The organism is Streptomyces sp. NPDC023541 (assembly GCF_055559995.1).
In genome coordinates this window covers 40568-66479 of record NZ_JBVHJO010000001.1, presented here as the reverse complement: position 1 = coordinate 66479, position 25912 = coordinate 40568, and the positions used below count along the sequence as shown (strand labels likewise).

Genomic DNA, 25912 nt, shown 5'->3' with positions numbered 1-25912 from the left:
CCATGACCGTGCCACTCACACGCAGCCTGTACCGGACGACCGCGCACGCCGTCGGGGGACGCACCGGATCCGTCCGCACGGACGACGGGCGCCTGGAGGTCCGTCTCGCGCCGCCCCGCAAGAAGGTGCCCGGCACCACCAACCCCGAGCAGCTGTTCGCGGCCGGCTTCGCGGCCTGCTTCACCTCCGCGTTCGCGGAAGTCGCCGCCGAGTTCGGGGCGGACGCCTCCGCCGCGCGGGTGGCCTGCGAAGTGGAGCTCGGTACGACGGACACACCCGCGGGCTACGGCCTCGCGGTGGTCCTCACCGTCAGCCTGCCGGGGTGGCCGGCGGCGGACCTCCAGCCGCTGCTGCACCGGGCGGACGCGGTCTGCCCGTACTCGCAGGCGGTACGGGGCAACGTACCGCTGACGCTCCTGGCCGTGGACGACCCGGCCACCGACGACCGTGCCTGAGCCGGAGCCGGCGGGCGAGGTCCGGGGCGTCCCGGCACCCCAGCGCGGCGCCTGGTTGCGGCGCGGCATCAGCCGCAACGGCGGACCGGTCGTCGAGGACCGGGACACCCAAGTGGTGTGGCTGCAGGCGGGGTCGTACTACGCCGACAGCCGCGGCTTCGCCGGTACGACCTCATTCGACGGCTTCCAGGTGCGCTTCCACCACCTCACCGGCGAGCCGGGCGACGACACCGGCACACTGCGCCGGGACGGCGCGAACCTCGTCGAGCGGGGCACCAACCCCGACGGCAGCACCTTCCTGGAGATCTGGACCCCGCTGCCCGGGGCGGACGGTGTCACCGGCTCCTGGTCCGGTCCCGACCACCACGTGGTGCGCGTCGGCCGGCACGTGGTGCACGTCGATTCCCGGGCGGGGACGTACTGGCGGCTGTGAGACCCGGCTGCCGCTCATCAACCGACAAAGAAACCGCAGGTCCCCGGCCTGCGGGCCTGGTATCGACACCTGCGTGCCGCCTCCTCACGGGGCGTGCGGCTGTTCGCCGGTGGTGTCGACACCCTTGGCGTCGGCCCGGCGCATTCCGCCGGCATCGGCCCGACCACGCATGGACCCGCGGGTTCCGGTGATACGAGCGGAACAGGCGGTCACGAAGGGCCGCCCCTGCCGGAAGGAAGCCGGGCGTGACCGACAACTCCCGTACGGACGTACTCCTCGACCCCCGACACGATGCGCCGCTCGACGGACCGTGCCGCTCCGGGGAACGGGAGGTCTTCGAGCGGGGCGCGAACGAGCGGGCCGAGGCCGCCCGGGAGCGCGAAGAGGCCGCCAAGGCCGTCTGCCAACGCTGCCCGGTCCGCCTCCCGTGCCGCCGCCACGCCCTCGCCGACCGGGTCCTGCACGGTGTGCGCGGCGGCCTCACCCCGGACGAGCGCCACCTCCTGTTGGCCCACACCCAGTGATCTGGTTCGGAGATGCGTGAGCGGTAGCGGCAGATGCGGTCGAGGGTCTGGTCGGCGGTCTGGGTCCCTTCGAAGGGCCGGGCCTCGTCGTTCCAGACCTTGATCCAGTTCTCAAGGGCGGCCTTGAGGTCGTCGAGGGAACAGAACACGCCGCGCTCCAGGCAACGCCGTTCAAGTTCGCGAACCATCACTAGGGCCTGTCCGATGGGACGCAGCACCGATCGGGCACAGGGTGGCCGCTGTTCGCTGTTAGCCTCGGCAGTCCGTTAATGGCTGGTCGTTGGGAAGGGAGCCCAGATGGAAGCACCGGGTAAGCCGTTCCTGATGCATATCGGAGATATCTTCTGGCAGAACCAGGGCGGGGTGGTCATACTGACCGGCCTGATCGAGCGCGGGCGGGTTCGTAAGGGCGACGCGGTGGAGATCGTCGGTTTCGGTGGGACCGCGCTCGTCGGCGTCGAACAGATCGAAGCTTTTCGTCGGTATGTCGACGAGGCGAGTGCAGGCATGAGCGTGGGCCTGTTGATACGTGGGACGGCGGCCGGCGAGGTGGAGCGGGGGCAGGTGCTGGCGGCACCTGGCTCAATCAGTGGACACGTCCGTTTTGCTGCGGACATCACGCTCTTGTCCGAGGAACACGTTGCTGCTGAGGTGCGCACTGGTGAGCGACTCCGCTTCTACTTCGGCACTGCCGCTGTAGCGGGTGACGTGATGCTTACCCGGGGATTGGATGTCTTGCATCCGCTCCACCGGGGTGACGTGACGATCACGCTCGAACGGCCTGTTGCCCTGGAGGAAGGGCAGTCCTTTGCTTTTCGGCACCGCGGACGGGCTGCTGGCTCCGGGCATGTGATGCGCCTTCTCGACTGAGCCTCGTCAATGGAGCCAGAGCCGAATCGTTGCGGCAGTGACCGTGCCGTGGAAGACGTAGACGCGCTTGTCGAAGCGTGTCGTCACGGCGCGTGATCCCTTGAGGTCATTAATCGTTCGTTCTACCTCGTTCCTGCGGGCGTAACTGGCCCGGTCGAACCCGGCAGGTCTCCCGCCCTTGCTGCCACGCTTCTGTCGATGGTCTCGCTGATCCCGGCGCTCGGGAATGGTGTGCTTGATCTGTCGGCGACGCAGGTAACGTCGGTTGCGGCGGGAGCCATACGCCTTGTCGCCGCTCAGGTAGTCGGGCCGAGTGCGAGGATGGCCGCCGGCCGGGCGCGGTACGCGAATGCGCTCCAGTACAGGGATCAATTGGGGCCCGTCGCCAGCCTGACCGGGTGTGACCAAGATGGCCAGCGGACGCCGACCGCCTTCGCCCGCCAAGTGGATCTTCGTGGTCAGCCCTCCTCGGGAACGGCCCAGCCCCTCGTCTCCCCGATGATGGGCAGGGCGGGCCCGTCTGCCCGGAACCCGTGGAGGCCCCTTGCGGGCGCCCGCCGCGTGCTGATGTGCACGGCACACCGTCGAATCCACGCCCACCATGGACCAGTCGATGCGGCCATCGGCATCAGCAACGGTCAAGACGGCCTGCAGTATCCCGTCCCACGTGCCGTCCGCCGACCAGCGGCGGTGCCTGTCGTGCACGGTCTTCCAACTCCCGAAACACTCAGGCGAATCCCGCCAGGGGATGCCCGTCCGTTGCCGGAAGAAAATGCCGTCGATGATCACACGACGACTCTTCCACCGATCCGGCAGACGGACCCCATCGACGCGGTCGGCGAGATAGATCAGCGCGGCCTGCGGGTCCATGCCGCAGGCGGCGGCGACGAGCTTGGGGTCCATGGTGTTGACCAGGTAGAGCAGTCGAGTGCCGCGGATCATGGGTGGGAAGCCGCAGGCGTCGAGGGCGTGACTGACACAGGCCGTGGACGCCGGCCCACGGCTGGACTTCGTCTGCCGGCTGACCATCACATGCGGGTTGCCCGTCCGCTGGTCTTCGCGGTGGGCCAGGCAGCGTTCCCCTGCCGCCCAAGACAGCGGATGCCCACCTGCTGCGAGCCGGGACAGACAGATTCGAGCCAACGAACCTCGCACTTTCGGGCTCTCTTCCGTCCGACACGTTGCGTTAACCGCGCAAACAACTTTGCCGCGTTAACGTGTTTCTTGACCAACCGTTGACTGGTTCTTGGTGAGTGCAACAGATGTCTTTTTCAGCTGGAGGGGTCGATGTTGCGAGGTGCGACAGCCGGGACTGCGGTCGCGGTCCCCGCCGCCGCCCTGCTCGCCGCCTGGTGCCGACAGGTGTCGCGGTGTTCGCACACGCGCACGGATCCCGATGTGCCACCGCCGGAGCCCAGTCCGGAATCCAGTCATCGGGGTAGGTGCCGCGCGCCCTCACCGGTCACGGCGAACCGCTGCCTCGACGGGCCGTCAGGCCCTCGCGCAGACCCGCCACGTCCCGGCGGCGCTCCAGGTCTTCCGCTGCTGACAGCGAAGCAGCGCCTGCCTCTGTCCTGCCCGTCCGACGCGCTGCCATGGCGCGCCAGGAGGAATGACCACGCATGCAGCCCCTCATCGACAACGCCCGCACATTCGGACAGCGCCCTGAGGAGTTCGCCAAGCTCGCCGAAGGCCAGTCACCAGAGGTCCTGTTCATCACCTGTTCCGACTCCCGGGTCGTACCGGCCCTGATCACCGGCGCTGCCCCCGGTCAGCTCTTCGAGCTGCGTACCGCGGGCAACATCGTCCCGCCGTACGCCTCCGAGCGGCCCACCTCCGAGGCCGCCACCATCGAGTACGCCGTGGAAGTGCTCGGCGTCCAGGACATCGTCGTCTGCGGCCACTCGCACTGCGGGGCCGTCGGCGCGCTGGTCCGCGGCGACGACCTCGACCCGGTCCCGGCCGTGCGGGACTGGCTCGCGTACGCCGCGAGCCGGCCGGTGTCGGCCGACCCGGACGACCCGGCGGTCGCCGAGTCCGTGCAGCACCACGTTCTCGCCCAACTTCTGCGTCTGCGTTCCTACCCCTGCGTGGAGAAGGGGCTGGCCGAGGGGTTTTTGCGGGTACGCGGCTGGTACTACGAGGTGCACACCGGGTCCGTACTCGAACACCGCGCGGGAACCGACACCTTCGAGGCTCTGTGAGCGGCACCGTGAACGCTGTGATCATGTCTCCCCATCTCAGGCGTGACTTTGCCGCCTCCCTCGTCGTCTTCCTTGTCGCGCTGCCGCTGTGCGTCGGCGTGGCCGTCGCCTCCGGCGTCCCGGCGGAACTCGGCCTGGTCACCGGCATCGTGGGCGGCATCGTCGCGGGGCTGATGCCCGGCAGCAGCCTGCAGGTGTCCGGGCCGGCCGCGGGTCTGACCGTGCTCGTCTTCGAGGCAGTCCGCCAGTTCGGGCTGGCCGCGCTCGGTGTGATCGTGTTGGCCGCCGGGCTCCTCCAGCTCCTCATGGGCGCGCTCCGGCTGGGCCGCTGGTTCCGGGCCATCTCGGTGTCGGTGGTCGAGGGCATGCTGGCCGGCATCGGGCTCGTGATCATCGCGGGCCAGCTGTACGCGGCGGCGGGCCTGAAGGCGCCGGCGTCCGGCATCGACAAGATCGCGGGGCTGCCGGAGGCCCTCGTCCGTGCGGTCGGCAGCACCGAGGCCCTGGCCTCGCTCGGAGTGGGCGCGGCCACCATCGCGGTGATGGTGCTGTGGAAGCGCATGCCGAAACGGGCCCGGGCGGTGCCGGGCGCGCTCGCGGCGGTGCTGCTTGCCACGCTGGCCTCGCTGGCGTTCGGGCTGCCGGTCGCCACGGTGGAGGTGCAGGGGCTGCTCGGCGCGATCCAGCCGCCGGGGGCCGACGCCTTCGGCCAGCTGGCCCAGCCCGCGGTCCTCGGCACCGTCCTGGCGTTCACGTTGATCGCCTCCGCCGAAAGCCTCTTCAGCGCAGCAGCCGTGGACCGGCTGCACGACGGGCCGCGCACCGAGTATGACAAGGAGCTCATGGCGCAGGGCGCCGGCAACACCGTGTGCGGGCTGCTCGGCGCGCTGCCGATGACCGCCGTGATCGTGCGCAGCTCGGCCAACGTCCAGGCGGGCGCGAAGACAAAGGCCTCCCGGGTGCTGCACGGCGTGTGGCTGCTGCTGTTCGCGGCGCTCCTGCCGTCCGTCCTGGAGCTGATCCCGCTGCCCGCGCTCGCCGGCATCCTCGTGCACGCGGGTTGGAAGCTGATTCCGTTCCGGCAGGTAGTGCTGCTGTGGACGGCGTACCGCGGTGAAGCGCTGATCCTGGTGGTCACGGCCGTGGCGATCGTCGCCGTCAACATGTTCGAGGGCGTGCTGATCGGTCTGGCCCTGTCGGTCGCCAAGACCGCCTGGCAGGCCTCGCACGTCAAGCTGGAGGTGATCGACAAGGGCGCCGGCCCGGTCCGCGTGTATCTGGCGGGCAACGCGACGTTCCTGCGGCTGCCGAAGATCCTCGACAGTCTCGAGGCCCTGCCGCAGGACCGCCCCGTGGAGCTGGACCTCTCGGGGCTGCACCACGTCGACCACGCCTGCCGCACGGCCCTGGAGAACTGGGCCGAGCGGCACAGCGCGGCAGACACGGAGCCGGTGCGGGTCACCGCGCCGTAGCCGCACCCTGTGTGGGCCGCGGCGCCGCACGCGCGCCGCCGCCCGCCGCGATCCCGCCGTGGTCGGGGAGGCCCGCAGCAGCGTCGACCGGCTGGCATCGCGCTGGTCGACCCCAGCCAAGCGGGCCGGCCTCACCGCGCAGTCCCTCCAGGTGTCCCGGCCCGTGCCTGGGACTCCGGCATCTCTCGCAGGGCGTCTCGGTATCCGGAGGCTGCCGCGAGTCGGGCCAAGCGCACTGCGCTCTCCTGGCCTCCGGCGCGCTCCCGCATCCACGCCAGCATGGCGTAGGCCGAGGGGTCATCGGCCTCGGAGCCCACAACCGGATCACTCAGCCGTTTCGCCACAGTCCCGTCCGGTCGGCCCACGGGCGGCGTCGCTGCTGTGACGACGTTCCCTGGGCCGGCCACGGGTACACGGTCAAGGCCCCACCGCGCGCGGCCATACGATCGGCGGATGATCAGACGGCTGCCTCCGCCTTCCCGCTCCGTGTGCTTCGACATGCCCGACGGGCACGGCGTCATCGAGGTGATCGGCGACGAAAGCGGCAGCCTGCTCCTGCTCGCCGGCGATCCGGCGGTCCTGGAGGCCAACGACGGCTGCGGCAGCCTGGGCTGGCTGGCGGCCCGCGCGGGCCCGGGCGGGCCCGGGCTGTCGGAGGTCAAGTACCTCACCGAGTGGCTCGGCGCCCCCGGCCTCGTGCCCGATCCGCGGAACGGTCACGCCGAGCCACCGGATCCGCAATGTCTGCGCCCGCTGCTGTCACTCCTCGCCCCGGGGCGGTACGTGATGACGGCCGCGCTCGCTCCGCACCACCTACGAGTGGTCCATCCGCGTGCCCGCCGGGTCCAGAGCTGGTACGCCGACGAGGAACTCGCCCTGGTGACCACCGACGCTTGGCCGCCCCGCGACCACAGGGCGGTGCGCGGCTACGGCGACCGCATCCGTGCCGGCGGCGGCCTTCCGGCCCTGGTCGCGCTGTTCCCCACCGCCGAAAGCTCCGTCGGCCATCTCCTCGACGGGCACCACAAGCTCGCCGCGTACGAGCGCGCGGGAGCCCGTCCCCTGGTCATCAGGCTGGCCCCGCAGGAGCCCCGCCCCTTCCGGCGCGACGACGTCGACCGCGCCCGGGCGGCATTCTCCGAAGGCGCGCCCCGACCGCAGCGCGACGTGCTGGGCGGGGTCTTCTCCTCCCTGCGGACGGAGTCGGTCTGAGGCTCGGCCCTGGACGGCCGCACCGTGTGGGTCCGCCGGCCGGACGCGATGGCGCGGCGTGTGGCGGGGGCAGTGGGTCGTGTACGACGCCGAGAGGGGGAGCGGTACCGCTACCGCCTGGTCGACATGCGCACGGGCGCGACCTCCGGCCTCGACGCTCTGCATAATTCGTCATGTGCCTGACAGTGAGGCGCGCTCCACACTCCCGCGAACGGCACCACGCCCCGAAGGGAGCGGTCGGTACATGACCAGGCCTGAGAGCGCCGGACACGGATGCGAGAACGGACACGGCGACGACCACGCAAGTGAACTCGCCTACGACGTCGTCATCAGCGGAGCCAGCCTCGCCGGCCGCGCCGCGGCGATCCTGCTGGCCCGCCGCGGTGTTCGCGTCGCACTCCCGGAACGGCGCTCGGACCCCGAGGCGTACAAGGTGCTGTGCACCCACTCCATCACGGCCAGCGCCTACCTCGCACCGTCGCGCGGCCGCACGACCGCCCGCACACCTGTCACGTACGCAGTCCTGACCGCGCTCCGCGCCCGTTCCGCCGCCGTTCCGCCGCCGCGCGTTGCCGCTCCGCCCAGGCCCGCGCCCCCGGCCCGGGCGGGCCGCTGCAGTCGGAGGCCCGCCCGTCGTCACGCCCCGCCCTGCGGTTCCCGGGCGGCCCGGCACGCCCATCGATGTCCGAATTGTTCGTATATACCCCAACTCCTTGCGGTGCGACGGAGAGTGACTCCCGTCACTTCCAGTGACGGATGGGACATGTCTTGCGTGGACCGGGGCAAGCGCGCCCGAGCACCACCACCGCGGGTACACCGCGGTGCCCGAATCGGAGGTACAGCGCGTCGTGTCCGAGCAGACGACCATCCACATCGCCGGGACCTGGCGTTCCGCGATATCAGGAGCCACGCGAGAGATCCTCGACCCGGCGGACGCCACGGTCCTCGCCGTGGTCGCAGAGGGCGGCACCGCGGACACCGACGCGGCCGTCAGCGCCGCCCGCGCGGCCTTCGACGGCGGGCAGTGGCCGCAGACCCCCGTGCTGGAGCGGGCCGCACTGCTGCGCCGCGCCGCCGTCCTGCTGCACCGCGACCGCGAACGCCTCGCGCTGCTGGAGAGTCGCGACGCGGGCAAGACGCTGGAAGAGGGCCGCGTGGACGTGGACTGCGTCGCCGACGCCTTCCTCTACTTCGCCGACCTCGTCTCCGGCGAGAGCGCGGGCCGCGTGATCGATGCCGGCACCCCCGACGTCCACAGCGTCGTCGTCCACGAACCGGTCGGGGTCTGCGCCCTGATCACACCCTGGAACTACCCGCTCCTGCAGGCCTCCTGGAAGATCGCCCCCGCCCTCGCCGCCGGCAACACCTTCGTGATCAAGCCCAGCGAGATCACCCCGCTGTCCACGGCCGCCCTCATCGGTCTGCTGGTGGAGGCCGGTCTCCCGCCCGGCGTGGCGAACCTGGTCACCGGTGCCGGCGACCCCGTCGGCGCGCGCCTCGCCGCCCACCCCGACGTCGACCTCGTCTCCTTCACCGGCGGTCTCACCAGCGGTACGAAGGTGATGCGCGCGGCCGCCGACTCCGTCAAGAAGGTCGCCCTCGAACTCGGCGGCAAGAACCCCAACGTCGTCTTCGCCGACGCCTGCGCCACCCGGGAAGGCTTCGACACCGCCGTCGACCAGGCGCTCAACGCCGCCTTCATGCACAGCGGCCAGGTCTGCTCCGCGGGCTCCCGGCTCATCGTCGAGGAGAGCGCCGCCGAGCGCTTCGTCGCCGAACTCGCCCGCCGGGCGGACCGGATCCGCCTCGGTCGCGGCACCGACCCGGGCGTGGAGTGCGGGCCGCTGGTGTCCGCCGCGCAGCGCGAACGCACCGAGGAGTACGTGGCCTCCGCCCTCGCCGAGGGAGCCGTACTGCGCTCCGGCGGCGAACGGCCCGACGGACCCGGCTACTTCTACCGCCCGACCGTGCTGGACGGCTGCCACCGGGGGATGCGCGTCGTCCGGGAAGAGGTCTTCGGGCCCGTCCTGACCGTCGAGACCTTCCGCACCGAGGCCGAGGCCGTCGCCCTCGCCAACGACACCGAGTACGGCCTCGCCGGCGCCGTGTGGACCTCCGACGCCGGACGCGGCCGCCGCGTGGCGGGCCGGCTGCGCCACGGCACCGTCTGGATCAACGACTTCCACCCCTACCTCCCGCAAGCGGAGTGGGGCGGCTTCGGCAAGTCCGGCACCGGGCGCGAACTCGGCCCGTCGGGCCTGGCCGAGTACCGCGAGACCAAGCACGTGTACCAGAACCTCGCCCCGCGCCCGGTGCGTTGGTTCGCGGGCTGAAGGAGGAGCAGAGCATGACCACCCCCACGCACATCCCCACGCCCGCGGACCCACACGAGTCGGTACACGAAGACGAGTCCGCGCACGAGCCCGAGTCCGTGCACGAGTACCGGTACGACTACGTCGTCGTCGGCGGCGGCACCGCCGGCTCGGTGATCGCCTCCCGCCTGACCGAGGACCCGGACGTCACCGTCGCCGTCATCGAGGGCGGCCCCAGCGACGTCGACCGCCCCGACGTGCTCACCCTGCGCCGCTGGATGGGCCTGCTCGGCGGCGAACTCGACTACGACTACCCCACCACCGAGCAGCCCCGCGGCAATTCGCACATCCGCCACAGCCGCGCCCGCGTCCTCGGCGGCTGCTCCTCGCACAACACCCTGATCTCCTTCAAGCCGTTGCCCTCCGACTGGGACGAGTGGGAGGCGGCGGGGGCCGAGGGCTGGCACGCGGCCGCCATGGAGCCCTATTTCGACAAGCTCCTCAACAACATCGTCCCGGTGGCCGAGAAGGACCGCAACGCCATCGCGCGCGACTTCGTCGACGCCGCGCAGAACGCCCTGGGCGTCCCGCGCGTCGAGGGCTTCAACCGCAAGCCCTTCCACGAGGGCGCCGGCTTCTTCGACCTCGCCTACCACCCCGAGGACAACAAACGCTCCTCCGCGTCGGTGGCCTACCTCCACCCCGTCATGGACGAACGCCCCAACCTCCGGATCCTCCTGGAGACATGGGCCCACCGCCTCGAACTCGACGGCACCCGGGCGCGCGGAGTCCGCGTACGCGCCGCGGACGGCACGGAGTCCCTCCTCACCGCACGCCGCGAGGTGATCGTGTGCGCCGGCGCCGTGGACACCCCGCGGCTCCTGCTGCACTCGGGCATCGGCCCGCGCGCGGACCTGGAAGCCCTCGGCATCCCGCCGGTGCACGACCTGCCCGGCGTCGGGGAGAACCTGCTCGACCACCCCGAGTCGGTGATCGTCTGGGAGACCGACGGCCCGATACCTGAGAACTCCGCGATGGACAGCGACGCGGGCCTCTTCGTCCGGCGCGACCCCGAATCCGCGGGGCCCGACCTGATGTTCCACTTCTACCAGGTCCCCTTCACCGACAATCCCGAGCGCCTCGGCTACGAACGCCCCGCGCACGGGGTGTCGATGACCCCCAACATCCCCAAGCCGCGCAGCCGCGGCCGCCTCTACCTGACCAGTGCCGACCCCGAGGTCAAGCCGGCCCTGGACTTCCGCTACTTCACGGACGAGGACGACTACGACGGCCGGACCCTGGTGGACGGAATCAAGCTCGCCCGCAAGATCGCCGCGACCGAGCCGCTCGCCGGCTGGCTCGGGCGCGAGGTCTGTCCCGGCCCGGAGATCACCGGCGACGAGGAGCTGAGCGCCTACGCCCGTTCCGTCGCGCACACCGTCTACCACCCGGCCGGCACCTGCCGGATGGGCGCCGCCGACGACCCCGGGGCCGTCGTCGGCCCGGACCTGAAGATCCGCGGACTCGAAGGCATACGCATCGCCGACGCATCCGTCTTCCCGACGATCCCCGCTGTCAACCCGATGATCGGAGTGCTCATGGTCGGCGAAAAGGCAGCCGAACTCCTCACCCGGGACGGTGGTGCCCGATGAACACCACCCCCGCCACCGCCCCTGCGCCCGCCGATCCCGCCGCGACGTCCGTCTTCTCCGTGGACGGCCTCTGGAAGGTCTTCGGCCCCGACAAGGCCGCCGCGAAGGTCCCCGGCTCCGCCGACGCCGACCTGTCCGCCGCGGAACTGCGCGAGCGAACCGGCTGCACCGCGGCCGTCCGCGACGTCACCTTCGACGTCCGCAAGGGTGAGGTCTTCGTCGTGATGGGTCTCTCGGGATCCGGCAAGTCCACCCTCGTACGCTGCCTCACCCGGCTGATCGAGCCGACCGCCGGAAGCCTGGCCATCGACGGCGAGGACGTCCTGGCCATGGACGCCACCCGGCTGCGCGCCCTGCGCCGCCACCGGGCCGCGATGGTCTTCCAGCACTTCGGCCTGCTCCCGCACCGCACCGTCCTCGACAACGTTGCGTACGGACTGGAGATCCAGGGCGTCGGCCGCGGCGACCGCCGGGACAAGGCCGCCGAACTCGTCGCCAAGGTCGGCCTGGACGGACTGGAGCACCGGCGCCCCGGCCAGCTCTCGGGCGGCCAGCAGCAGCGCGTCGGCCTGGCCCGCGCCCTCGCCGCCGACCCCGAAGTGCTCCTGTTCGACGAGCCGTTCAGTGCGCTCGACCCCCTCATCCGGCGCGAGATGCAGGAGGAGGTCGCCAGGCTCCACCACGAGGAGGGCCGCACCATGGTCTTCATCACCCACGACCTGGCCGAGGCCCTGCGCCTGGGGGACCGGATCGCGCTGATGCGCGACGGCCGCATCGTCCAGCTGGGCACGCCCGAGGAGATCGTCGGGTCCCCGGCCGACGACTACGTACGGGACTTCGTCCGCGACGTCCCGCGCGAACAGGTGCTCACCGTCCGCACCGCGATGCGCCCCGCCACCGCCGGCGAGGCCGAACAGGGTCCCGCGCTGGCCCCCGCCACCACCGTCGTCGAGGCCATCCAGGCCGTCGCCGTCAGCGGCGGACCGGCCCGCGTCGTCGACGGCGGCCGCTGCCTGGGCGTCGTCGACGACGCCGGGCTCCTCGCCGTGGTCGCCGGGCTCCCGGCTCCCACCGGACGGGGGGTGGCGGCGTGACCTGTCCCGCCCGTCCCGCGGTCCCCGTCCCCGTCCCTCACACACGGAGGTGGTCCGCATGACCGCGACTGCGGCCCACACGACAACGCACACCCCGGCCCGCGTTCCGGGCTCCCGCGCCGCCGCCCCCGAGGGAGCCCCGCAGGCCACCGACCGGCCCGGCGGCCCGGCGCCCTCCCACACCGCGCCCGCTGCTCAGGACCGCCCCCGCAGAGGCCTGCGCGGCCTGGCCGCGGGCCGCGCGTTCCTCCTCCCCATGGGCGTCGCCGTCGCCCTGTTGATCCCCCTCGCCATGGCCTTCCCGGCCGCGGGCAGCTGGCCCGCGGCACTCGCCGTGGACCTTTCCGGCCCGCTCGGCCGCGCCGGCGAGTGGATCATCGACCACCGTGACAGCCACCCCCTGTTCCTCTACTTCTTCGGCCATGTCAGCAACGCCGTCGTGGTGTCCGTCCGCGCCGTGTACGTGCTCCTCCTCGCCGCCGGCTGGACCGGAGTCACCGCCCTGGCCGCCCTGGTCGCCTGGCGCCTCGCCGGCATCCGGCTCGCCGCGACCTGCGCGGCCGCCTTCGCGGCCTGCGGACTGCTCGGCATGTGGGTGCCGACCATGCAGACCCTCGCGCTGATGGTCGTCGCCGTGGCCGCCTCCGTCGTACTCGGCACCCTGCTGGGCCTCGCCGCGGGGCTGTCCCCGCGCGCCGACCGCGTACTGCGCCCCGTACTCGACACCATGCAGATCCTGCCTGCCTTCGCCTACCTGCTGCCGATGGTCCTGGTCTTCGGCATCGGCGTGCCCGCCGCCGTCCTCGCCACCGTGGTATACGCCGCCCCGCCCATGGCCCGCCTCGCCGCCCTCGGCCTGCGCGAGGCCGACGCGGGCGTCATGGAAGCCGCCGCCTCGCTCGGCGCCACCGGCCGCCAGCGGCTGCTCACCGCCCGGCTTCCGCTCGCGCGCCGCCAGCTCCTGCTCGGCGTCAACCAGGCCATCATGACCGGCCTGTCCATGGCCGTCATCGCCTCCGTGATCGGCGCGGGCGGCCTGGGCGACCGCGTCTACCAGGCCCTCGCCTCCGTGGACGTCGGCGCCGCCCTCGCCGCCGGCATCCCGATCGTGCTGCTGGCCGTGGTCCTGGACCGCACCGCCGACGCCGCGGGCTGGCGGCTCGGCGCCGACCCCGTACCCCTCGGCGAACAGCACCTGCTGCGGCGGGTGTTCTCCGGCTGGTACGGACGCCTGCTCACCCTCCTCGCAGCGGTGGCCGTCGCCGTCGTCGGCCGGATGGCCGGCACCTCCGTATGGCCCGAGTCCTGGACCGTCTCCGTGGCCGATCCGGTGAACTCCGCCGTCGCCTGGATGACCGACCACCTCTACTCCGGCGTACCCGTCGTCGGCGGCACCGCCGACTGGGCCGCCCGCTTCACCGGCTGGATCCTCGACCCGCTGCGCGGCGGGCTCCAGGCCACCCCCTGGTGGCTGCTCCTGCTCGTGGCCTGCGCGCTCGCCCTGCTCGCCGGCACTTGGCGCACCGCCCTCACCGCGGTCCTCGCCCTCGGCGCCGTCGGGGTGCTCGGAGTGTGGGAAGCCTCCCTGGACACCCTGTCCCAGGTCCTGGCCGCCGTGGCGGTCACGCTCGTACTCGGCTTCGCGATCGCCCTGGGAGCCGCCCGCAGCGCCCGGGCCGAGCGGATGCTGAGGCCCGTCCTCGACATCTGCCAGACCCTGCCGCAGTTCGTCTACCTCATCCCCGTCGTCGCGCTGTTCGGCGTCGGCCGCGCCCCGGCCGCCGCGGCCGCGGTCGTGTACGCGCTGCCCGCCGTCGTCCGGATCACCGTCCAGGGCCTGCGCGAGGTGGACCCGGCCGTCGTGGAATCCGCCCGCTCGCTCGGCGCGACCCGCGCACAGCTGCTGCGCCAGGTCCAGCTGCCGCTCGCCCGGCCCGCCCTGCTGCTGGCCGTCAACCAGGCCGTGGTCCTGGTCCTCGCCGTCGTCATCATCGGCGGCCTCGTCGGCGGCGGCGCACTCGGCTACGACGTCGTCCTCGGCCTCGCGCAGGGCGACCTCGCCACCGGCCTGGTGGCCGGCGCCGCGATCGTCTGCCTCGGCCTGCTCCTCGACCGTGTCACCCAGCCCGCGAAGGAGGCCTGACATGCGCGGCACGAACCACCGGCGCACCCTGCGCCGCCCGCGCGGCGCGGCCGTCCTCGCCGCCGCCACCGGACTCGCCGTCCTCACCGGCTGCGGGGCCGCCGACATGACCCGCCAGTCCTCCCCGTACGCCGCGGCCGAGGGCGCGAAGACCGTCACCCTCTCCGTCCAGTCGTGGGTCGGCGCCCAGGCGAACACCGCCGTCGCCTCCTATCTGCTCGAACACGAGCTGGGCTACCGCGTGGACACCGTCCAGGTCGACGAGGTGCCCGCGTGGGACGCCCTCAGCCAGGGGCGCGTCGACGCGATCCTGGAGGACTGGGGACACCCCGAACAGGAGAAGCGGTACGTCGAGGGCAAGAAGACCATCACCCGCGGCGGAGACCTGGGGGTGACGGGCCACATCGGCTGGTTCGTCCCCACGTACTTCGCCGAGGCGCATCCCGACGTCACCGACTGGAAGAACCTCGACAAGTACGCCGACCGGCTGCGCACACCGGAGAGCCGCGGCAAGGGCCAGCTGATGGACGGCTCCCCGTCCTACATCACGAACGACAAGGCGCTGGTGAAGAACCTGGGCCTGGACTACGAAGTGGTCTTCGCCGGCTCCGAGGCCGCCCAGATCACCCAGATCAAGCAGTTCGCCAAGGAGAAGAAGCCGTTCCTGACGTACTGGTACGAGCCGCAGTGGCTCTTCGAGCGCGTCCCGATGACCGAGGTGAAGCTGCCGGAGTACACCGAGGGCTGCGCGGACGACCCGGAGAAGGTGGCCTGCGCCTACCCGCACACACCGCTGCAGAAGTACCTCAACACGAGCTTCGCCCGGTCGGGCGGAGATGCGGCCGAGTTCCTGAAGAAGTTCCACTGGACGAAGGCCCAGCAGAACGAGGTCTCCCTGATGATCGCCGAGGAGAAGCTGTCCCCGGAGCAGGCGGCGAAGAAGTGGGTGGAACGCAACGAGCCCGTCTGGAAGCCCTGGCTGACCTGACGGCCGCCCACCGCGTGCCCTCCCCCGCAGGGGAGGGCACGCGGTGGGCGGTGCGAGGCTGTCCACCTGAACGCTGAGAGGGAGCCACGGCAGACGTCGGCGGCTGGATCCGCGGCGCCCTGACGGCCGAGCTGCGCCTGCGGGCCGACACACTGCCCGGCCGCGTACGTGGTGAGCTGAGCGCTCCGCTCCGCTGCTGAGCGCTCCGCTCCGCTGCTGAGCGCTCTGCTCCGCTGGTGAGCGCCTGCTCCGCTGGTGCGCGCCGCAGGCGGGTCGGCTGCGCCAATCCGGCATCGTCTCGTGGGCCCGGCCCGTGGGCGCACGGGTGAGGGGCGGGGGCGGCGTACGGTCGGGTGACCGGCCGGGTCGCGTCGCCGGCCGGGCCGGTCTTCCCGATGCCATGACCGGAACAGGAGCGGCCGTTGCTTCTCTACGCCCAGACCCCCGCGCGGCGGAACCGCCAGATCCTCGCGGACCTGACCGCGGTGCTCCTGATCGCCGCCGCGGTGGCGTTCGCCCTGGCCGTCCACGACGCGATCATGCAGTTGGCCGAGCCCGGGCGGAAGGTGGAGAGTGCCGGCGACAGCCTGGCCGCCGCCCTCGTCGACGCAGGGGAGACGGCCTCACGGGTACCGCTCGTCGGCGACCTCCTGAAGACGCCGTTCCGGTCCGCTGCCGACGCCGGGACCGGGCTCGCCGACGCCGGACAGTCGCTCCAGGACACCGTCGGCCAGGTGGCCTTCCTGGTCACGCTCGCACTGATCGTCGTCCCCGTGGCCTGCGTGCTCCTGCTGTGGCTGCCCCTCCGCCTGCGCTGGATCCGTCGCAGCGCCACCATCCGGAGCCTGCTCACCACTCCCGGCGGCGCCGACCTGCTCGCCCTGCGCGCCCTCACCGGCCCCCCGGGCGACCTCTGCGCGATCCCCGCCCCGCCCGGCGGCCTCGCGGACGCCTGGCGCCGCGGCGACCCGCAGGCCATCTCCGCCCTGTCCGAGATCGCCCTCGGGCGAGCCGGCCTGCGGCCCTGACGGCCGGAGCCGGCCCCGGCCCGGCCCGGCCGCCCCCACATCGGTCGGCGGCGCCGGCGGAGGTCTGGAAGGATCAAGGGCCTACGGTGCCCTTGATCGCTGTGATGAGGAGGATCTGATGAGCGTGGCCGACGGGGGGCGGCAGTGGCCGGACGAGGTAAGCGTCGAGAACGCGAGGGCGACACTGCTGCAGCTCCTTGCGCGGGCGGGGGTCCCGTCCGATGATGCGCGGCAACTGATCGGGCTCCTGGAAGCGGGCGCCCTGGCCCTCGCACACGAGGAGCTGAGCGCAGCCCGCAGGGCGCCGGGGGAGGAGGGGGCCGGCGCCCGGGACGTACTGGAGCAGCTCGGCGCCGTCGCCGAGCGGACCCTGGTACGGGCCGTCGGCGTGGAAGGCGAGCAGGGCCAGGCGGGGGAGCGGCCCCGCGCCAGGCGCATGGAGGTGGAGCGGGCACGGGTGGCGGTCACGCCCCTGTTCCTGTCGTTCACCGCGGCGTCGGAGCTGGATCCGGAGGTGACGGACGAGGTCCTCGCCGCCGTCCTCGGCACCATGAGCCCCCGGCAGCGGGCCGGATACGCCGGGCGGCTGACGGGGTTCGCCGCGGACCACCGGGCCCGGCTGGAGCGGATGTTCGCCGGGTACGGCCCGGACAGTGCCATCACGATGCACGGCCGCTATTCGCTCCTGCACTCCGCCACGAGCATCGCCGTGCTGGAGCGGCTCGCCGCCGCACCGCGGGAGCTGCGCGAGGAGTGGGACGCCGTGGAGCTGCCGCCCGCGTGGCTGGACGGGCTCACCACCGCCTGGAACGCTTCCGCCTGACCGTCCTCGGTCCAGTCGTCGGCGCCCGGACCGCCGCCCCGACCGTTCCGCCGGCCGCGGCACCCCCACCCCTGCGCCTGCGGGAATACCGCGGGCGCGCCCCTCGTTCCCGATATAGTTGAATCATAAACGACCTCGGGAAGGGGAGCCATGCAGTTCGGAATCTTCACCGTCGGTGACGTCACGGCCGATCCGACGACCGGACGCGTGCCCAGCGAGCACGAACGCATCAAGGCGATGCTCGCCATCGCGCAGAAGGCCGAGGAGGTCGGCCTCGACGTCTTCGCCACCGGCGAGCACCACAACCCGCCCTTCGTCCCCTCCTCGCCGACGACCATGCTCGGCTACATCGCCGCACGCACCGAGAACCTCATCCTGTCGACCTCGACCACACTGATCACCACGAACGACCCGGTGAAGATCGCCGAGGACTTCGCGATGCTCCAGCACGTCGCGGACGGCCGCGTCGACGTGATGACGGGCCGCGGCAACACCGGACCGGTCTACCCCTGGTTCGGCAAGGACATCCGCGACGGCATCGACCTCGCCGTCGAGAACTACGCCCTCCTGCGCCGCCTCTGGGACGAGGAAGTCGTCACCTGGAAGGGCAAGTTCCGCACACCGCTGCAGTCCTTCACCTCCACCCCCCGCCCCCTCGACGGCGTCGCCCCATTCGTATGGCACGGCTCCATCCGGTCACCGGAGATCGCCGAGCAGGCCGCGTACTACGGCGACGGCTTCTTCCACAACAACATCTTCTGGCCGGCCTCCCACACCGAGCAGATGGTGAACCTCTACCGGCAGCGCTACGCCCACTACGGACACGGCACCCCCGAGCAGGCCATCGTCGGTCTCGGCGGCCAGGTGTTCATGCGCAGGAACTCGCAGGACGCGGTGCGCGAGTTCCGCCCGTACTTCGACAACGCGCCGGTCTACGGCCACGGCCCGTCGCTGGAGGAGTTCACCTCCCAGACGCCGCTGACCGTCGGCTCGCCCCAGCAGGTCATCGAGCGGACCCTGTCCTTCCGGGACTACGCGGGCGACTACCAGCGCCAGCTGTTCCTGATGGACCACGCGGGCCTGCCCCTGAAGACCGTCCTGGAGCAGCTCGACCTGCTCGGCGAAGAGGTCGTACCGGTGCTGCGCAAGGAGTTCGCGAACCTGCGCGCGGCCGGCGTGCCCGACGCGCCGACCCACGCCGCCCGGGTCGCGGCCGCCGCCGCGACCGCGGCCCGGCAGACGCCTCAGGAGGAGACGCAAGCATGAAGATCGTCGTCGTATCGGCGGGACTGAGCTCGCCCTCCTCCACACGTCTGCTCGCCGACCGCCTCGCGGCCGCCACCCTGGAACACGTGGACGCCGCAACCGAAGTCATCGAGCTGAGGGAGCTGGCGACCGAGATCGCCCAGCACTTCGTCACCGGCTTCCCGCCCGCCCGGCTGGCCTCCGCGCTCGACGCGGTGGCCGCCGCGCACGGCCTGATCGCCGTGACACCGGTGTTCGCCGGTTCGTACAGCGGCCTGTTCAAGTCCTTCTTCGACCTCATCGACAAGGACTCCCTCACCGGTAAGCCGGTACTCCTCGGCGCGACCGGCGGCACGGCCCGGCACTCCCTGGTCACCGAGCACGCACTGCGCCCGCTCTTCACCCACCTGCGCGCGCTCGTCCTGCCGACCGCCGTGTACGCGGCCTCGGAGGACTGGGGCGAGGAGGGACTGGCGCAGCGGATCGCCCGGGCGGGCGCCGAGCTGGCACGCTTCACGACGCCCGCCGCGGTCCCCGGACCGGGCGCCGCCCCCGGCGTCGACACCGCCGCCGCGATCGCACCCCGTTCGCTGACCGGGGCGATCACGTCCGTGGACCCGGCGGACGGGTTCGTGACGGTGCCGTTGGAACAGCGGCTGGCAGCGCTGCGGGTCCCGTAACCGCTGCCATGCCACGCCCGCCACCCGCTGCGCACCGCCCACGGGCGGCGGGCGCCCGATATTCGATGGGGCCGAGGCCACCTCAGCAGGCACAATGCCCAGCGATGACCTCTACCGCCGACGACATGCTCGTCGCCCTCGAACCCCTCCCGCACGCCGCCCGGCTCCGGTACACCGCCGTCACGGCCCACCGGCTCGCAGCCCGGGAGGGCGCACTGCGGCCCCTGCTCACCGCCCTGGACGCGCGCGGCCCGTACGAGCGCCGCCTCGCCGCGCTGGCCGCCCTCACCGGCGGAGACGTCGCGCACCTCGCCGCGCGCCTCGCCGACAGCGACCCCGTCGTACGCCGCTACGCGCTCCGCGGCGCCCGCCGGCTGCCCGTCCCCGACGTCGCTGTCGAGGCCGCGTACGACGACGCGCCCGCGGTGGTCCGGGCCGACCTGGCACGGCTGCTGCGCGACGGACGACGGCCCCGGCTCGCCGAGCGGCTGGCCCTCCGGGCGCGCACCGAGTACGGCGACCAGGACGCGGCCCGCCTCCTGCCGGGCTGCTCGCCGGAGTTCACGGCGAAGCTGCTGCCCGAACTCGCCGGGGCGCTCGCCTTCGAGGACTGGAGCACGCTGGCCGCCCGCCACCCCGTCGCCGTCCTCGACCACGCGGAGCGCGAACTCGGCGCCCTCCCCGAGCCGTTGCGCGAACGCTGGTGGAAGCGGCACGCCACCGCGATCGCCGCCGCCTTGCCCGCCGCTCCCGGGCGGGTCCTGGACCTGCTGGAACGTTACGGCCCGGACAACCTGCCCGATCCGGTGCACGGCCGGCTGGGCCACCTCGTCGCGGTGGACGCCGAGCGCGTCGCCCGCTGGTTCGCCGACCCCGCCCGGACGGCCGCGCGCTGGGAACGGACCCCCGGCCCGGCGGTCCTGCGGCAGCTGGTGGCGGCGGACCCGCCGTCGCTGCCCGGGCTCGGTGCCCGGTGGTTCCACCGGAACGCCTTCTGCGTCCTGCTGCGGTCGGTGCCACCGGCGCGCCGGCCCGGCTTCCTGGACGCCGTCGTCGCTGAGGGCGGCTCCCGCCGGAAACTCGGCGCGCACGCAGGCGTCCTCGCCCTGCTGCCTGCCGCCGAACGGCACGCAAGGGCCCGCTCCCTGATCGAGGGACTCGGCACCGAACGCCGCACGGGCTGGGAACTGTGGTTCCCGCTCGCCCTCCTGCCGCCCGCCGAGGCCCGCCCCGAACTCCTGTCGGCCCTCGGCACCGGCGACGCCGACGACCGGGGGACGGTCTGGGAACAGCTGACCCTCAACGCCGGCCACACCCGCGATCCGCACGAGGTGGCCGAGGTCCTCGCGCTGGCCGCCGAGCGGCTGGCGGGCGAGCGGGACCCCGTACGCAGGGAGGCCCTGGCCGCCTTCGCCGGCCTGCCCGTACCGCTGCTCGTTCGGGCCCTCGGAGCCACCCCGCCCGTCGGCGGGCGGAGCGGGTCAGAGTCCCTGGAACGGCTGTCGCTGGACGCCCTGCGGGCCCGGGACTGCGCGCCGATGACCCGGGACACCATCCGGACCCTGGCCGTGACCCTGCTCGCCGCCGCCACGGACACGACCGCCGCCCCCGCCGCCCCGAGGACCGCCGTACGCATGCTGGAGGCGCTGACCGCGCACACCGGCACGGTGGAACTCGGCCCACCGGGCAGCATCCGGCGCACCGGCGCGATACGCGCCGTCGTCGACGCCCTCCGCCCGTGGCTGGACCGAGCCGCCGCCCACGGGGACGTGGCGCCCCTGCTCGCGCTGGTCACGGCCTGCGGACACCGCGCCCACCGGATCCCGGAACTCCAGGACCGCCTCGAACAGGCCCTCCACACCTGCCCGGACGCCCGCTTCGCGGAGGTGGCCGCGGCCTGGCTGGCCGACCCCGCGACCCGCGGCGACCGCCTCACGGAGCTGCTGGCGCTGGAGCCCTCCGCGGTGTTCCTGCCCCCGGTGCTCGCCGTACTCGCTGCGGAGCGCACCGACCTGCTGGACCGCGCGCTGCCCCAGGCCCCGCCCCCGGACGGCCGATTCCCGGCGGCCGGCGCGCCCCGGCCCATGCCGCCCTTCCGGTACGCCGACCGGTGGCTGCCCCGGCAGCAGGAGGCCGCGGTAGGGCTGGCCGCGGCCGTCGTCGCCGATCCCGGCCGCGGCCTCGACGAGCGCGCCGCGCTTCTGCGGGCGGTGGCCCCGGTACCCGAGTACGGACGGGCCCTGCTCCAGCGGTACGCGGCCGCGGCCGACGACACCGCGCCCGGCCGGGCGCGGGCCCTGACGGATGCGGCCCTGGACGCGTCCGCCCACACCTGCGACCCCGCCTCGGCCCTCGCCGCCCTGCTCGACCACGCCGGCGGCGAAGGGGCCGCAGCGGCATGGTCCGCGGCCGGCCGGGCGGCGGCCCACGCCAGGCCCAGCCGGGTCGCGGCCCTGGTCGGGGACGTCCTGACCCGCGAGAGCGGAGTGAAGGTCACCGTCCGGAAGGCGGCGGCCCGGCTCGCCGTCCGCCACCTCGCCCCGGGCGCCGCCACCGCGCTCCTGGCCGCCGCGGGCCGTACCCCGGGCGTCCATCCGGACGTGCACGCCACCGTCGTCGGCCTGGCCCCGGCACTGCTTCCGGATGCGGAGATGTGGGCCCTGCTGGAATCGGCGGTCGCCCACGGGCCGGACGTCGCCCGGCGCGCACTGCTGGACTGGAGCCCGGGGGACCTGGCCCCGGCCCACCGGCCCCGGTACGGGGCGCTCGTCGCCAGGCTGCCCCTGGTCGCCGAGGAACACACCGTGGACGAGGCCGTGCGCGAGCTCGCCGACTGGGCTCGGTACGCACCTGCGGCCGGGACGATGCTGGCGGACCTCTACACCGACTTCACCTCACCCCTGCCGGAATGGCGGTCGCGCAGCGGGCTGTTGGAGCTGGCCCAGTCCGAACTGCCGCACCCCGTCGGCGGGGTGGCGCCCGGCAGCCTCCTCCACGGCGTCGTGGAACGGCTGCTGGAACGCGTCGCGGCCGGAGAAGCGGAGGGCGGCGGACCCGGCGGGGACCTGCCGGCACGCCGCCGCCTGCACCACCTCGCCGAGTCGTGGATTCGCGACCGCCGGATCTACGCGGCCCTCGCCCGGCAGATGGCGACGGAACAGGCCGTCACCGCCACCCGCACCGCCCTCCTCGTCCGGGCGGTCGACCTGGCGGCGGCCGAGCCAGAACTGCTGATCGCGCTGCACGAGCTGATCGCGGCGATCGGGGACCGCCCCGTCCTCGCGGGCCGGGTGGCGGAGGACCTCGAAGACAACCACCGGTACGGCGACCCGCTCGCCGACCCCACGGCCGCCCTCGCCGCGGTCCGTTCCCTGGGCGCCGACGGCGGTGTCGTGCAGGGACTCCTCGCCGTCGCCCTGGCCACCGCCCTCGGGTGCCGCCAGAACTGGCCGGACCCCTGCCGCGCCGCCGTCGTCGACCTGCGCCGCCACCCCGACCTGGAAGTCAGGGAGGCGGCGTACGCCACGGACCTGCGCGGGACCTGAGCCCGCCCTGGCACCGCGAACAGGTGCGGACAGGACTGGACGGTCAACGCCTCCGCCGGGCATGGAAAGCGGACACCGCCCGGCGTGAGGCTGTGCGCCGTGAACCTTGGACGTGCGAAGGACGGTACGGCCGCCCCGGCCGCCCCACCCCGCACCGGGGCCCCGCACTCGCGGCGCTCGCCGCAGCGCGGTTCCCCGTGATGCTCGCCACCTCGATCGTGAACGTGGCGCTGCCGCAGATCCGTGCCGGGGCGGGTCTGTCGGACGGCGGGACCCGCTCCCTCGACGACGCTCGCGCGACTGACGCCCCGCGGCCGGTCCGGACGACGGGCGAGCTGCACCCGCCGGCCGAGCTGCACCGCCGGCCGAGCGCTGCGGCGCGCCGCATATGACTCGTCGGCGCGGCGGGCGGGGCGCGCGGCACCATGGCAAGTGCCCGCGATGCTCGTTCCCCTGGAGGATGCGCCGTGTACGTCGCTTCGCCGGCCGGCGGTGGCCCCGCCGAGCCGGACACCCGTCCGATCCGTCCCGCGCACGCGTGCCCACCACCGCCACGGGCGACGCTGCGATGACGCCGTCGGCCTTCGAGGAGCTGCTCGCCGACGCGCGCGCCACCCTGCCCGGCATGGTGGCACTGCGCCGCAGCATCCACCGCCACCCCGAAACCGGCGCGTACCTGCCCCGCACTCAACAGGCGGTCCTGGAGGCACTGGACGGGCTGGGGCTCGACGTGGCCACCGGGGCGGCCCTGAGTTCCGTCACCGCACGCCTCGAAGGCGCCCGGCCCGGCCCGACGGTCCTGCTGCGCGCCGACATGGACGCGCTGCCCCTGGACGAGGACACCGGCCTGGACTTCTCCTCCACGGTGCCGGGCGCCATGCACGCCTGCGGACACGACACGCACACCGCCATGCTCGTCGGAGCCGCCCGGCTGCTCGCGGCCCGCCGCTCACAACTGGCCGGCAGCGTCGTCTTCATGTTCCAGCCCGCGGAGGAATCCGGCGGCGGCGCCCGGCACATGATCGACGAAGGGGTTCTGGAGACCGCCGACGGCGGCCGGGTCGCGGCCGCCTTCGCCCTTCACGTCACCACCCGCTTCGCCGCCGGCACCCTCCACCTGCGGCCCGGCCCCACCTTCGCCGCATCCGACGGGCTGCACGTGACCGTACGCGGCCGCGGCGGACACGCCTCCGCCCCGCACCGGGCACTCGACCCCGTCCCCGTCGCCTGCGAGATCGTCCAAGCCCTGCAGACCATGGTCACGCGGACCCTCGACGTCTTCGATCCGGCCGTGGTCACCGTCGCCTCGATCCACGCCGGCACCACCACCAACGTCATCCCCGAAACCGCCGAGATCCACGGAACCTTCCGCACCCTCACCCCCGCCACCCGGCACCTGGTGCGCGACGGCATCACCCGTATCGCCCAACACGTCGCCGCCGCCCACGGAGCACACGCCGACGTCACGCTGACCGAGGGCTACCCGCCCGTCGTCAACGACCCCGCCCGCACGGCGGCCCTCCACGAGGCCGCGGCCGCGCTCCTCGGTCCCGGCCGGGTCCACCATCTGCCCGCACCGATCATGGGCGCCGAGGACTTCTCGTACGTCCTGCAACGGGTGCCGGGCGCGATGGCCTTCCTCGGGGCGTGCCCGCCCGGCGTCCCGCCGGCGCAGGGTCCCGACATCCACTCCAACCGCGTGGTCTTCGAGGAGGACGCCATGGCCACCGGAGCCGCCGTCCACGCGGTCGCGGCCCTGCACGCGGGAACCCGCCCCGGCGCCGGTGACGGCAGCGGCACAGGCAGCCCTCAGTCCTGCCAGTAGAACAGCAGTGTGCTGACGTCGAGCGGTTCGCGCGCCCCGAAGTAGTACACGCCGAGGCCGGTGACGCGGACGGCGCCGGTGGACCGGTCGATCCAGCGGAAGCCGGCCCCCTCCAGGGCGGCGCGTGCGGCGGGGTCGTCCTCGTGGTCGCCCGCGAACGGCCCCAGCGTGCTGATGTACACCTCGCTCCGGCCGCCCTCCCCGTACCCGATCACGTGGTACGTCCCGCCGCCCTGGCGGTGGGCTTCCCCGCAAGAGAGCGGGGGACGCGGAACCAGCCCCGCCGCGGTCAGCGCCGCCGCCGCCAGGGCCAGTTGCCGCTCCTCGTCCGGCGGCTGCGGCGGCTTTGTGCACAGGGCCTCGATCCGCCATCGCGGGTCGCTCTGCTTCTCGCACTCGTGCCCGTACTCGTGGACGATCGCCCGGCGCAGCTCCTCGTCCAGGCCCTCGACCTCCACCCGCGGGCGCCCCAGAGCCTCGTACACGGCACGGGTCTGCGCCGCGTCACCGGTCAGCCAGTGCAGCGCGAAGGCCGCCCACAGCGCGGCATCGGGGGTGGGCGCCCCGGCGAGGTAGGCGCGGATCCGGTCCGGGCAGGTCAGAAGCGACTGCGCGAGGTGGGCCACGGCGGGGTCGGGGTCGGCGAGCGCGTCGACGACGTCCCCGCCGGCCCGGCCCCGCATGCGCACGGCCGCGGCACGGTCCTCCGGCCGTCCGCCCGCGAGCTCGGCGAGCACCGCCTGCGCCCCGTACCGCTCCGCGAGCGCGTCCAGCCCGGCGTCACCGACGGCCCGCCGGGTCCACCAGTGACTGAACGCGAGGGTCGCCAACTCGGCCGCCGCCGTGAGGTCACCGAGGGCCCCGCGCGCCCGGAGGACCGCCTCCGGCATGCCGTACGCCTCCTCGCGCCGCCGGTCCTCGTGCCGCAGCCAGGGCAGGAGTTCGGCGCGGTCCGACAGGACGTCCAGCAGCGCCTTGCGGACCGTGCCGGTGTCACCGGTGTCGCGGACGCACGCGAGCAGTTCACCCAGGCGTGCCTGCGGCACCCGGCCGGTCAGCGCCTCCACGCAGGCCGTCCGGCGCCACCAGGGCTCCGCGCGGTCGACGGCGCAGCGCGCGAGGCGGTCGGCGTCGCAGGCCCGCAGCCCGGCGGCGTCGATCCGGCCGGCCTCGGGCGCGAGGGTCTTGATGTTCGGCATCCGGGGATGCTACTTCGCGCCCCGGCGTGCCCCGCAGCGGATTTGGGGGCCGCCCGCCGGCTCGCGCACGGCCCGGTCCGATCGATCAGGTCATGACGGCACACCGCGAACGGACCAACCACCGGACGGCTTCCCTCCGGCGTCCGGGGCCCCGGGCCCGGTCCCGCGGGAGCCGTGTCCCGTGCGCGATCGGTCGTGCGCGGGAACG

20 protein-coding genes and 1 pseudogene are annotated in these 25912 nt (G+C 73.4%); 19 read left to right on the top strand and 2 right to left on the bottom strand.

Annotation, left to right across the window (positions count from 1 at the left end):
• Positions 1–2 precede the first annotated feature (2 nt).
• From ACZ3X1_RS00315 to ACZ3X1_RS00300, 4 genes are all read left to right on the top strand, one after another.
• The gene (locus tag ACZ3X1_RS00315) at positions 3–455 is read left to right on the top strand and encodes an Ohr family peroxiredoxin (RefSeq protein ID WP_467275236.1); all 453 of its coding nucleotides are present in this window, start codon (positions 3–5) and stop codon (positions 453–455) included.
• Positions 448–888, top strand: a complete 441-nt coding sequence (locus ACZ3X1_RS00310) for a hypothetical protein (protein WP_467275234.1) — start codon at positions 448–450, stop codon at positions 886–888. Before ACZ3X1_RS00315 ends, ACZ3X1_RS00310 begins: the two co-directional genes overlap by 8 nt.
• Before the next feature lie 245 nt (positions 889–1133).
• On the top strand, positions 1134–1412 hold the full coding sequence (locus ACZ3X1_RS00305; protein WP_356812639.1) for a WhiB family transcriptional regulator: 279 nt from the start codon (positions 1134–1136) through the stop codon (positions 1410–1412).
• A gap of 297 nt (positions 1413–1709) precedes the next feature.
• The gene (locus tag ACZ3X1_RS00300) at positions 1710–2282 is read left to right on the top strand and encodes an EF-Tu/IF-2/RF-3 family GTPase (RefSeq protein ID WP_467275232.1); all 573 of its coding nucleotides are present in this window, start codon (positions 1710–1712) and stop codon (positions 2280–2282) included.
• Between the two features lie 6 nt (positions 2283–2288).
• Here ACZ3X1_RS00300 and ACZ3X1_RS00295 read toward each other — a convergent pair.
• Positions 2289–3086, bottom strand: a pseudogene (locus tag ACZ3X1_RS00295) (IS5 family transposase); the annotation flags it as partial.
• Positions 3087–3904: 818 nt separating this feature from the next.
• Here ACZ3X1_RS00295 and ACZ3X1_RS00290 point away from each other — a divergent pair.
• The 15 genes from ACZ3X1_RS00290 (at position 3905) to ACZ3X1_RS00220 (ending at position 24505) form a co-directional block, all read left to right on the top strand.
• Positions 3905–4486, top strand: coding sequence for a carbonic anhydrase (locus tag ACZ3X1_RS00290; RefSeq protein WP_467275230.1), 582 nt, complete (start codon positions 3905–3907; stop codon positions 4484–4486).
• 23 nt (positions 4487–4509) lie between these two features.
• On the top strand, positions 4510–5958 hold the full coding sequence (locus tag ACZ3X1_RS00285; RefSeq protein WP_467275228.1) for a SulP family inorganic anion transporter: 1449 nt from the start codon (positions 4510–4512) through the stop codon (positions 5956–5958).
• A 453-nt stretch (positions 5959–6411) separates the two neighbouring features.
• On the top strand, positions 6412–7170 hold the full coding sequence (locus ACZ3X1_RS00280; protein ID WP_467275226.1) for a hypothetical protein: 759 nt from the start codon (positions 6412–6414) through the stop codon (positions 7168–7170).
• 848 nt (positions 7171–8018) lie between these two features.
• The gene (locus tag ACZ3X1_RS00275) at positions 8019–9503 is read left to right on the top strand and encodes an aldehyde dehydrogenase family protein (protein ID WP_390074534.1); all 1485 of its coding nucleotides are present in this window, start codon (positions 8019–8021) and stop codon (positions 9501–9503) included.
• 14 nt (positions 9504–9517) lie between these two features.
• The gene (locus ACZ3X1_RS00270) at positions 9518–11134 is read left to right on the top strand and encodes a GMC family oxidoreductase (RefSeq protein WP_356812633.1); all 1617 of its coding nucleotides are present in this window, start codon (positions 9518–9520) and stop codon (positions 11132–11134) included.
• Entirely contained in the window at positions 11131–12228 is a 1098-nt protein-coding gene (locus tag ACZ3X1_RS00265; protein WP_467275222.1) for a quaternary amine ABC transporter ATP-binding protein, read from the top strand. Before ACZ3X1_RS00270 ends, ACZ3X1_RS00265 begins: the two co-directional genes overlap by 4 nt.
• A gap of 256 nt (positions 12229–12484) precedes the next feature.
• A complete protein-coding gene (locus ACZ3X1_RS00260) occupies positions 12485–14371 on the top strand; it encodes an ABC transporter permease subunit (protein WP_467276249.1) in 1887 nt (628 codons plus the stop codon).
• Position 14372: 1 nt separating this feature from the next.
• Complete coding sequence (locus ACZ3X1_RS00255) at positions 14373–15359, top strand: ABC transporter substrate-binding protein (protein ID WP_467275220.1); 987 nt, start codon at positions 14373–14375, stop codon at positions 15357–15359.
• 422 nt (positions 15360–15781) lie between these two features.
• Positions 15782–16387 carry a hypothetical protein gene (locus ACZ3X1_RS00250; protein ID WP_356815591.1) on the top strand — a complete coding sequence of 202 codons (606 nt, stop codon included), beginning with the start codon at positions 15782–15784 and terminating at the stop codon, positions 16385–16387.
• A 118-nt stretch (positions 16388–16505) separates the two neighbouring features.
• Positions 16506–17210: a hypothetical protein gene (locus ACZ3X1_RS00245; protein WP_362629287.1), complete on the top strand. Its 705-nt coding sequence runs from the start codon at positions 16506–16508 to the stop codon at positions 17208–17210.
• A 150-nt stretch (positions 17211–17360) separates the two neighbouring features.
• Positions 17361–18476 (top strand): LLM class flavin-dependent oxidoreductase, encoded by a 1116-nt coding sequence (locus tag ACZ3X1_RS00240; protein WP_467275217.1) that lies wholly within the window; start codon positions 17361–17363, stop codon positions 18474–18476.
• Entirely contained in the window at positions 18473–19135 is a 663-nt protein-coding gene (locus tag ACZ3X1_RS00235) for a CE1759 family FMN reductase (RefSeq protein WP_467275215.1), read from the top strand. Before ACZ3X1_RS00240 ends, ACZ3X1_RS00235 begins: the two co-directional genes overlap by 4 nt.
• Before the next feature lie 104 nt (positions 19136–19239).
• Entirely contained in the window at positions 19240–22680 is a 3441-nt protein-coding gene (locus ACZ3X1_RS00230) for a hypothetical protein (protein ID WP_467275214.1), read from the top strand.
• Between the two features lie 92 nt (positions 22681–22772).
• Positions 22773–23072, top strand: a complete 300-nt coding sequence (locus ACZ3X1_RS00225; RefSeq protein WP_467275212.1) for a hypothetical protein — start codon at positions 22773–22775, stop codon at positions 23070–23072.
• Positions 23073–23248: 176 nt separating this feature from the next.
• Positions 23249–24505, top strand: coding sequence for a M20 metallopeptidase family protein (locus tag ACZ3X1_RS00220; protein ID WP_467276247.1), 1257 nt, complete (start codon positions 23249–23251; stop codon positions 24503–24505).
• Here ACZ3X1_RS00220 and ACZ3X1_RS00215 read toward each other — a convergent pair.
• A complete protein-coding gene (locus tag ACZ3X1_RS00215; RefSeq protein WP_467275210.1) occupies positions 24490–25704 on the bottom strand; it encodes a hypothetical protein in 1215 nt (404 codons plus the stop codon). The two genes, ACZ3X1_RS00220 and ACZ3X1_RS00215, sit on opposite strands and share 16 nt — an antisense overlap.
• Positions 25705–25912 lie beyond the last annotated feature (208 nt).

Coding starts and splice junctions, on each gene's coding strand:
- ACZ3X1_RS00315 (WP_467275236.1), top strand. CDS start 3: ATGACCGTGCCACTCACACGCAGCCTGTACCGGACGACCGCGCACGCC.
- ACZ3X1_RS00235 (WP_467275215.1), top strand. CDS start 18,473: ATGAAGATCGTCGTCGTATCGGCGGGACTGAGCTCGCCCTCCTCCACA.
- ACZ3X1_RS00230 (WP_467275214.1), top strand. CDS start 19,240: ATGACCTCTACCGCCGACGACATGCTCGTCGCCCTCGAACCCCTCCCG.
- ACZ3X1_RS00240 (WP_467275217.1), top strand. CDS start 17,361: ATGCAGTTCGGAATCTTCACCGTCGGTGACGTCACGGCCGATCCGACG.
- ACZ3X1_RS00270 (WP_356812633.1), top strand. CDS start 9,518: ATGACCACCCCCACGCACATCCCCACGCCCGCGGACCCACACGAGTCG.
- ACZ3X1_RS00260 (WP_467276249.1), top strand. CDS start 12,485: ATGGGCGTCGCCGTCGCCCTGTTGATCCCCCTCGCCATGGCCTTCCCG.
- ACZ3X1_RS00220 (WP_467276247.1), top strand. CDS start 23,249: ATGACGCCGTCGGCCTTCGAGGAGCTGCTCGCCGACGCGCGCGCCACC.
- ACZ3X1_RS00265 (WP_467275222.1), top strand. CDS start 11,131: ATGAACACCACCCCCGCCACCGCCCCTGCGCCCGCCGATCCCGCCGCG.
- ACZ3X1_RS00280 (WP_467275226.1), top strand. CDS start 6,412: ATGATCAGACGGCTGCCTCCGCCTTCCCGCTCCGTGTGCTTCGACATG.
- ACZ3X1_RS00215 (WP_467275210.1), bottom strand. CDS start 25,704: ATGCCGAACATCAAGACCCTCGCGCCCGAGGCCGGCCGGATCGACGCC.
- ACZ3X1_RS00255 (WP_467275220.1), top strand. CDS start 14,373: ATGCGCGGCACGAACCACCGGCGCACCCTGCGCCGCCCGCGCGGCGCG.
- ACZ3X1_RS00245 (WP_362629287.1), top strand. CDS start 16,506: ATGAGCGTGGCCGACGGGGGGCGGCAGTGGCCGGACGAGGTAAGCGTC.
- ACZ3X1_RS00285 (WP_467275228.1), top strand. CDS start 4,510: ATGTCTCCCCATCTCAGGCGTGACTTTGCCGCCTCCCTCGTCGTCTTC.
- ACZ3X1_RS00290 (WP_467275230.1), top strand. CDS start 3,905: ATGCAGCCCCTCATCGACAACGCCCGCACATTCGGACAGCGCCCTGAG.
- ACZ3X1_RS00300 (WP_467275232.1), top strand. CDS start 1,710: ATGGAAGCACCGGGTAAGCCGTTCCTGATGCATATCGGAGATATCTTC.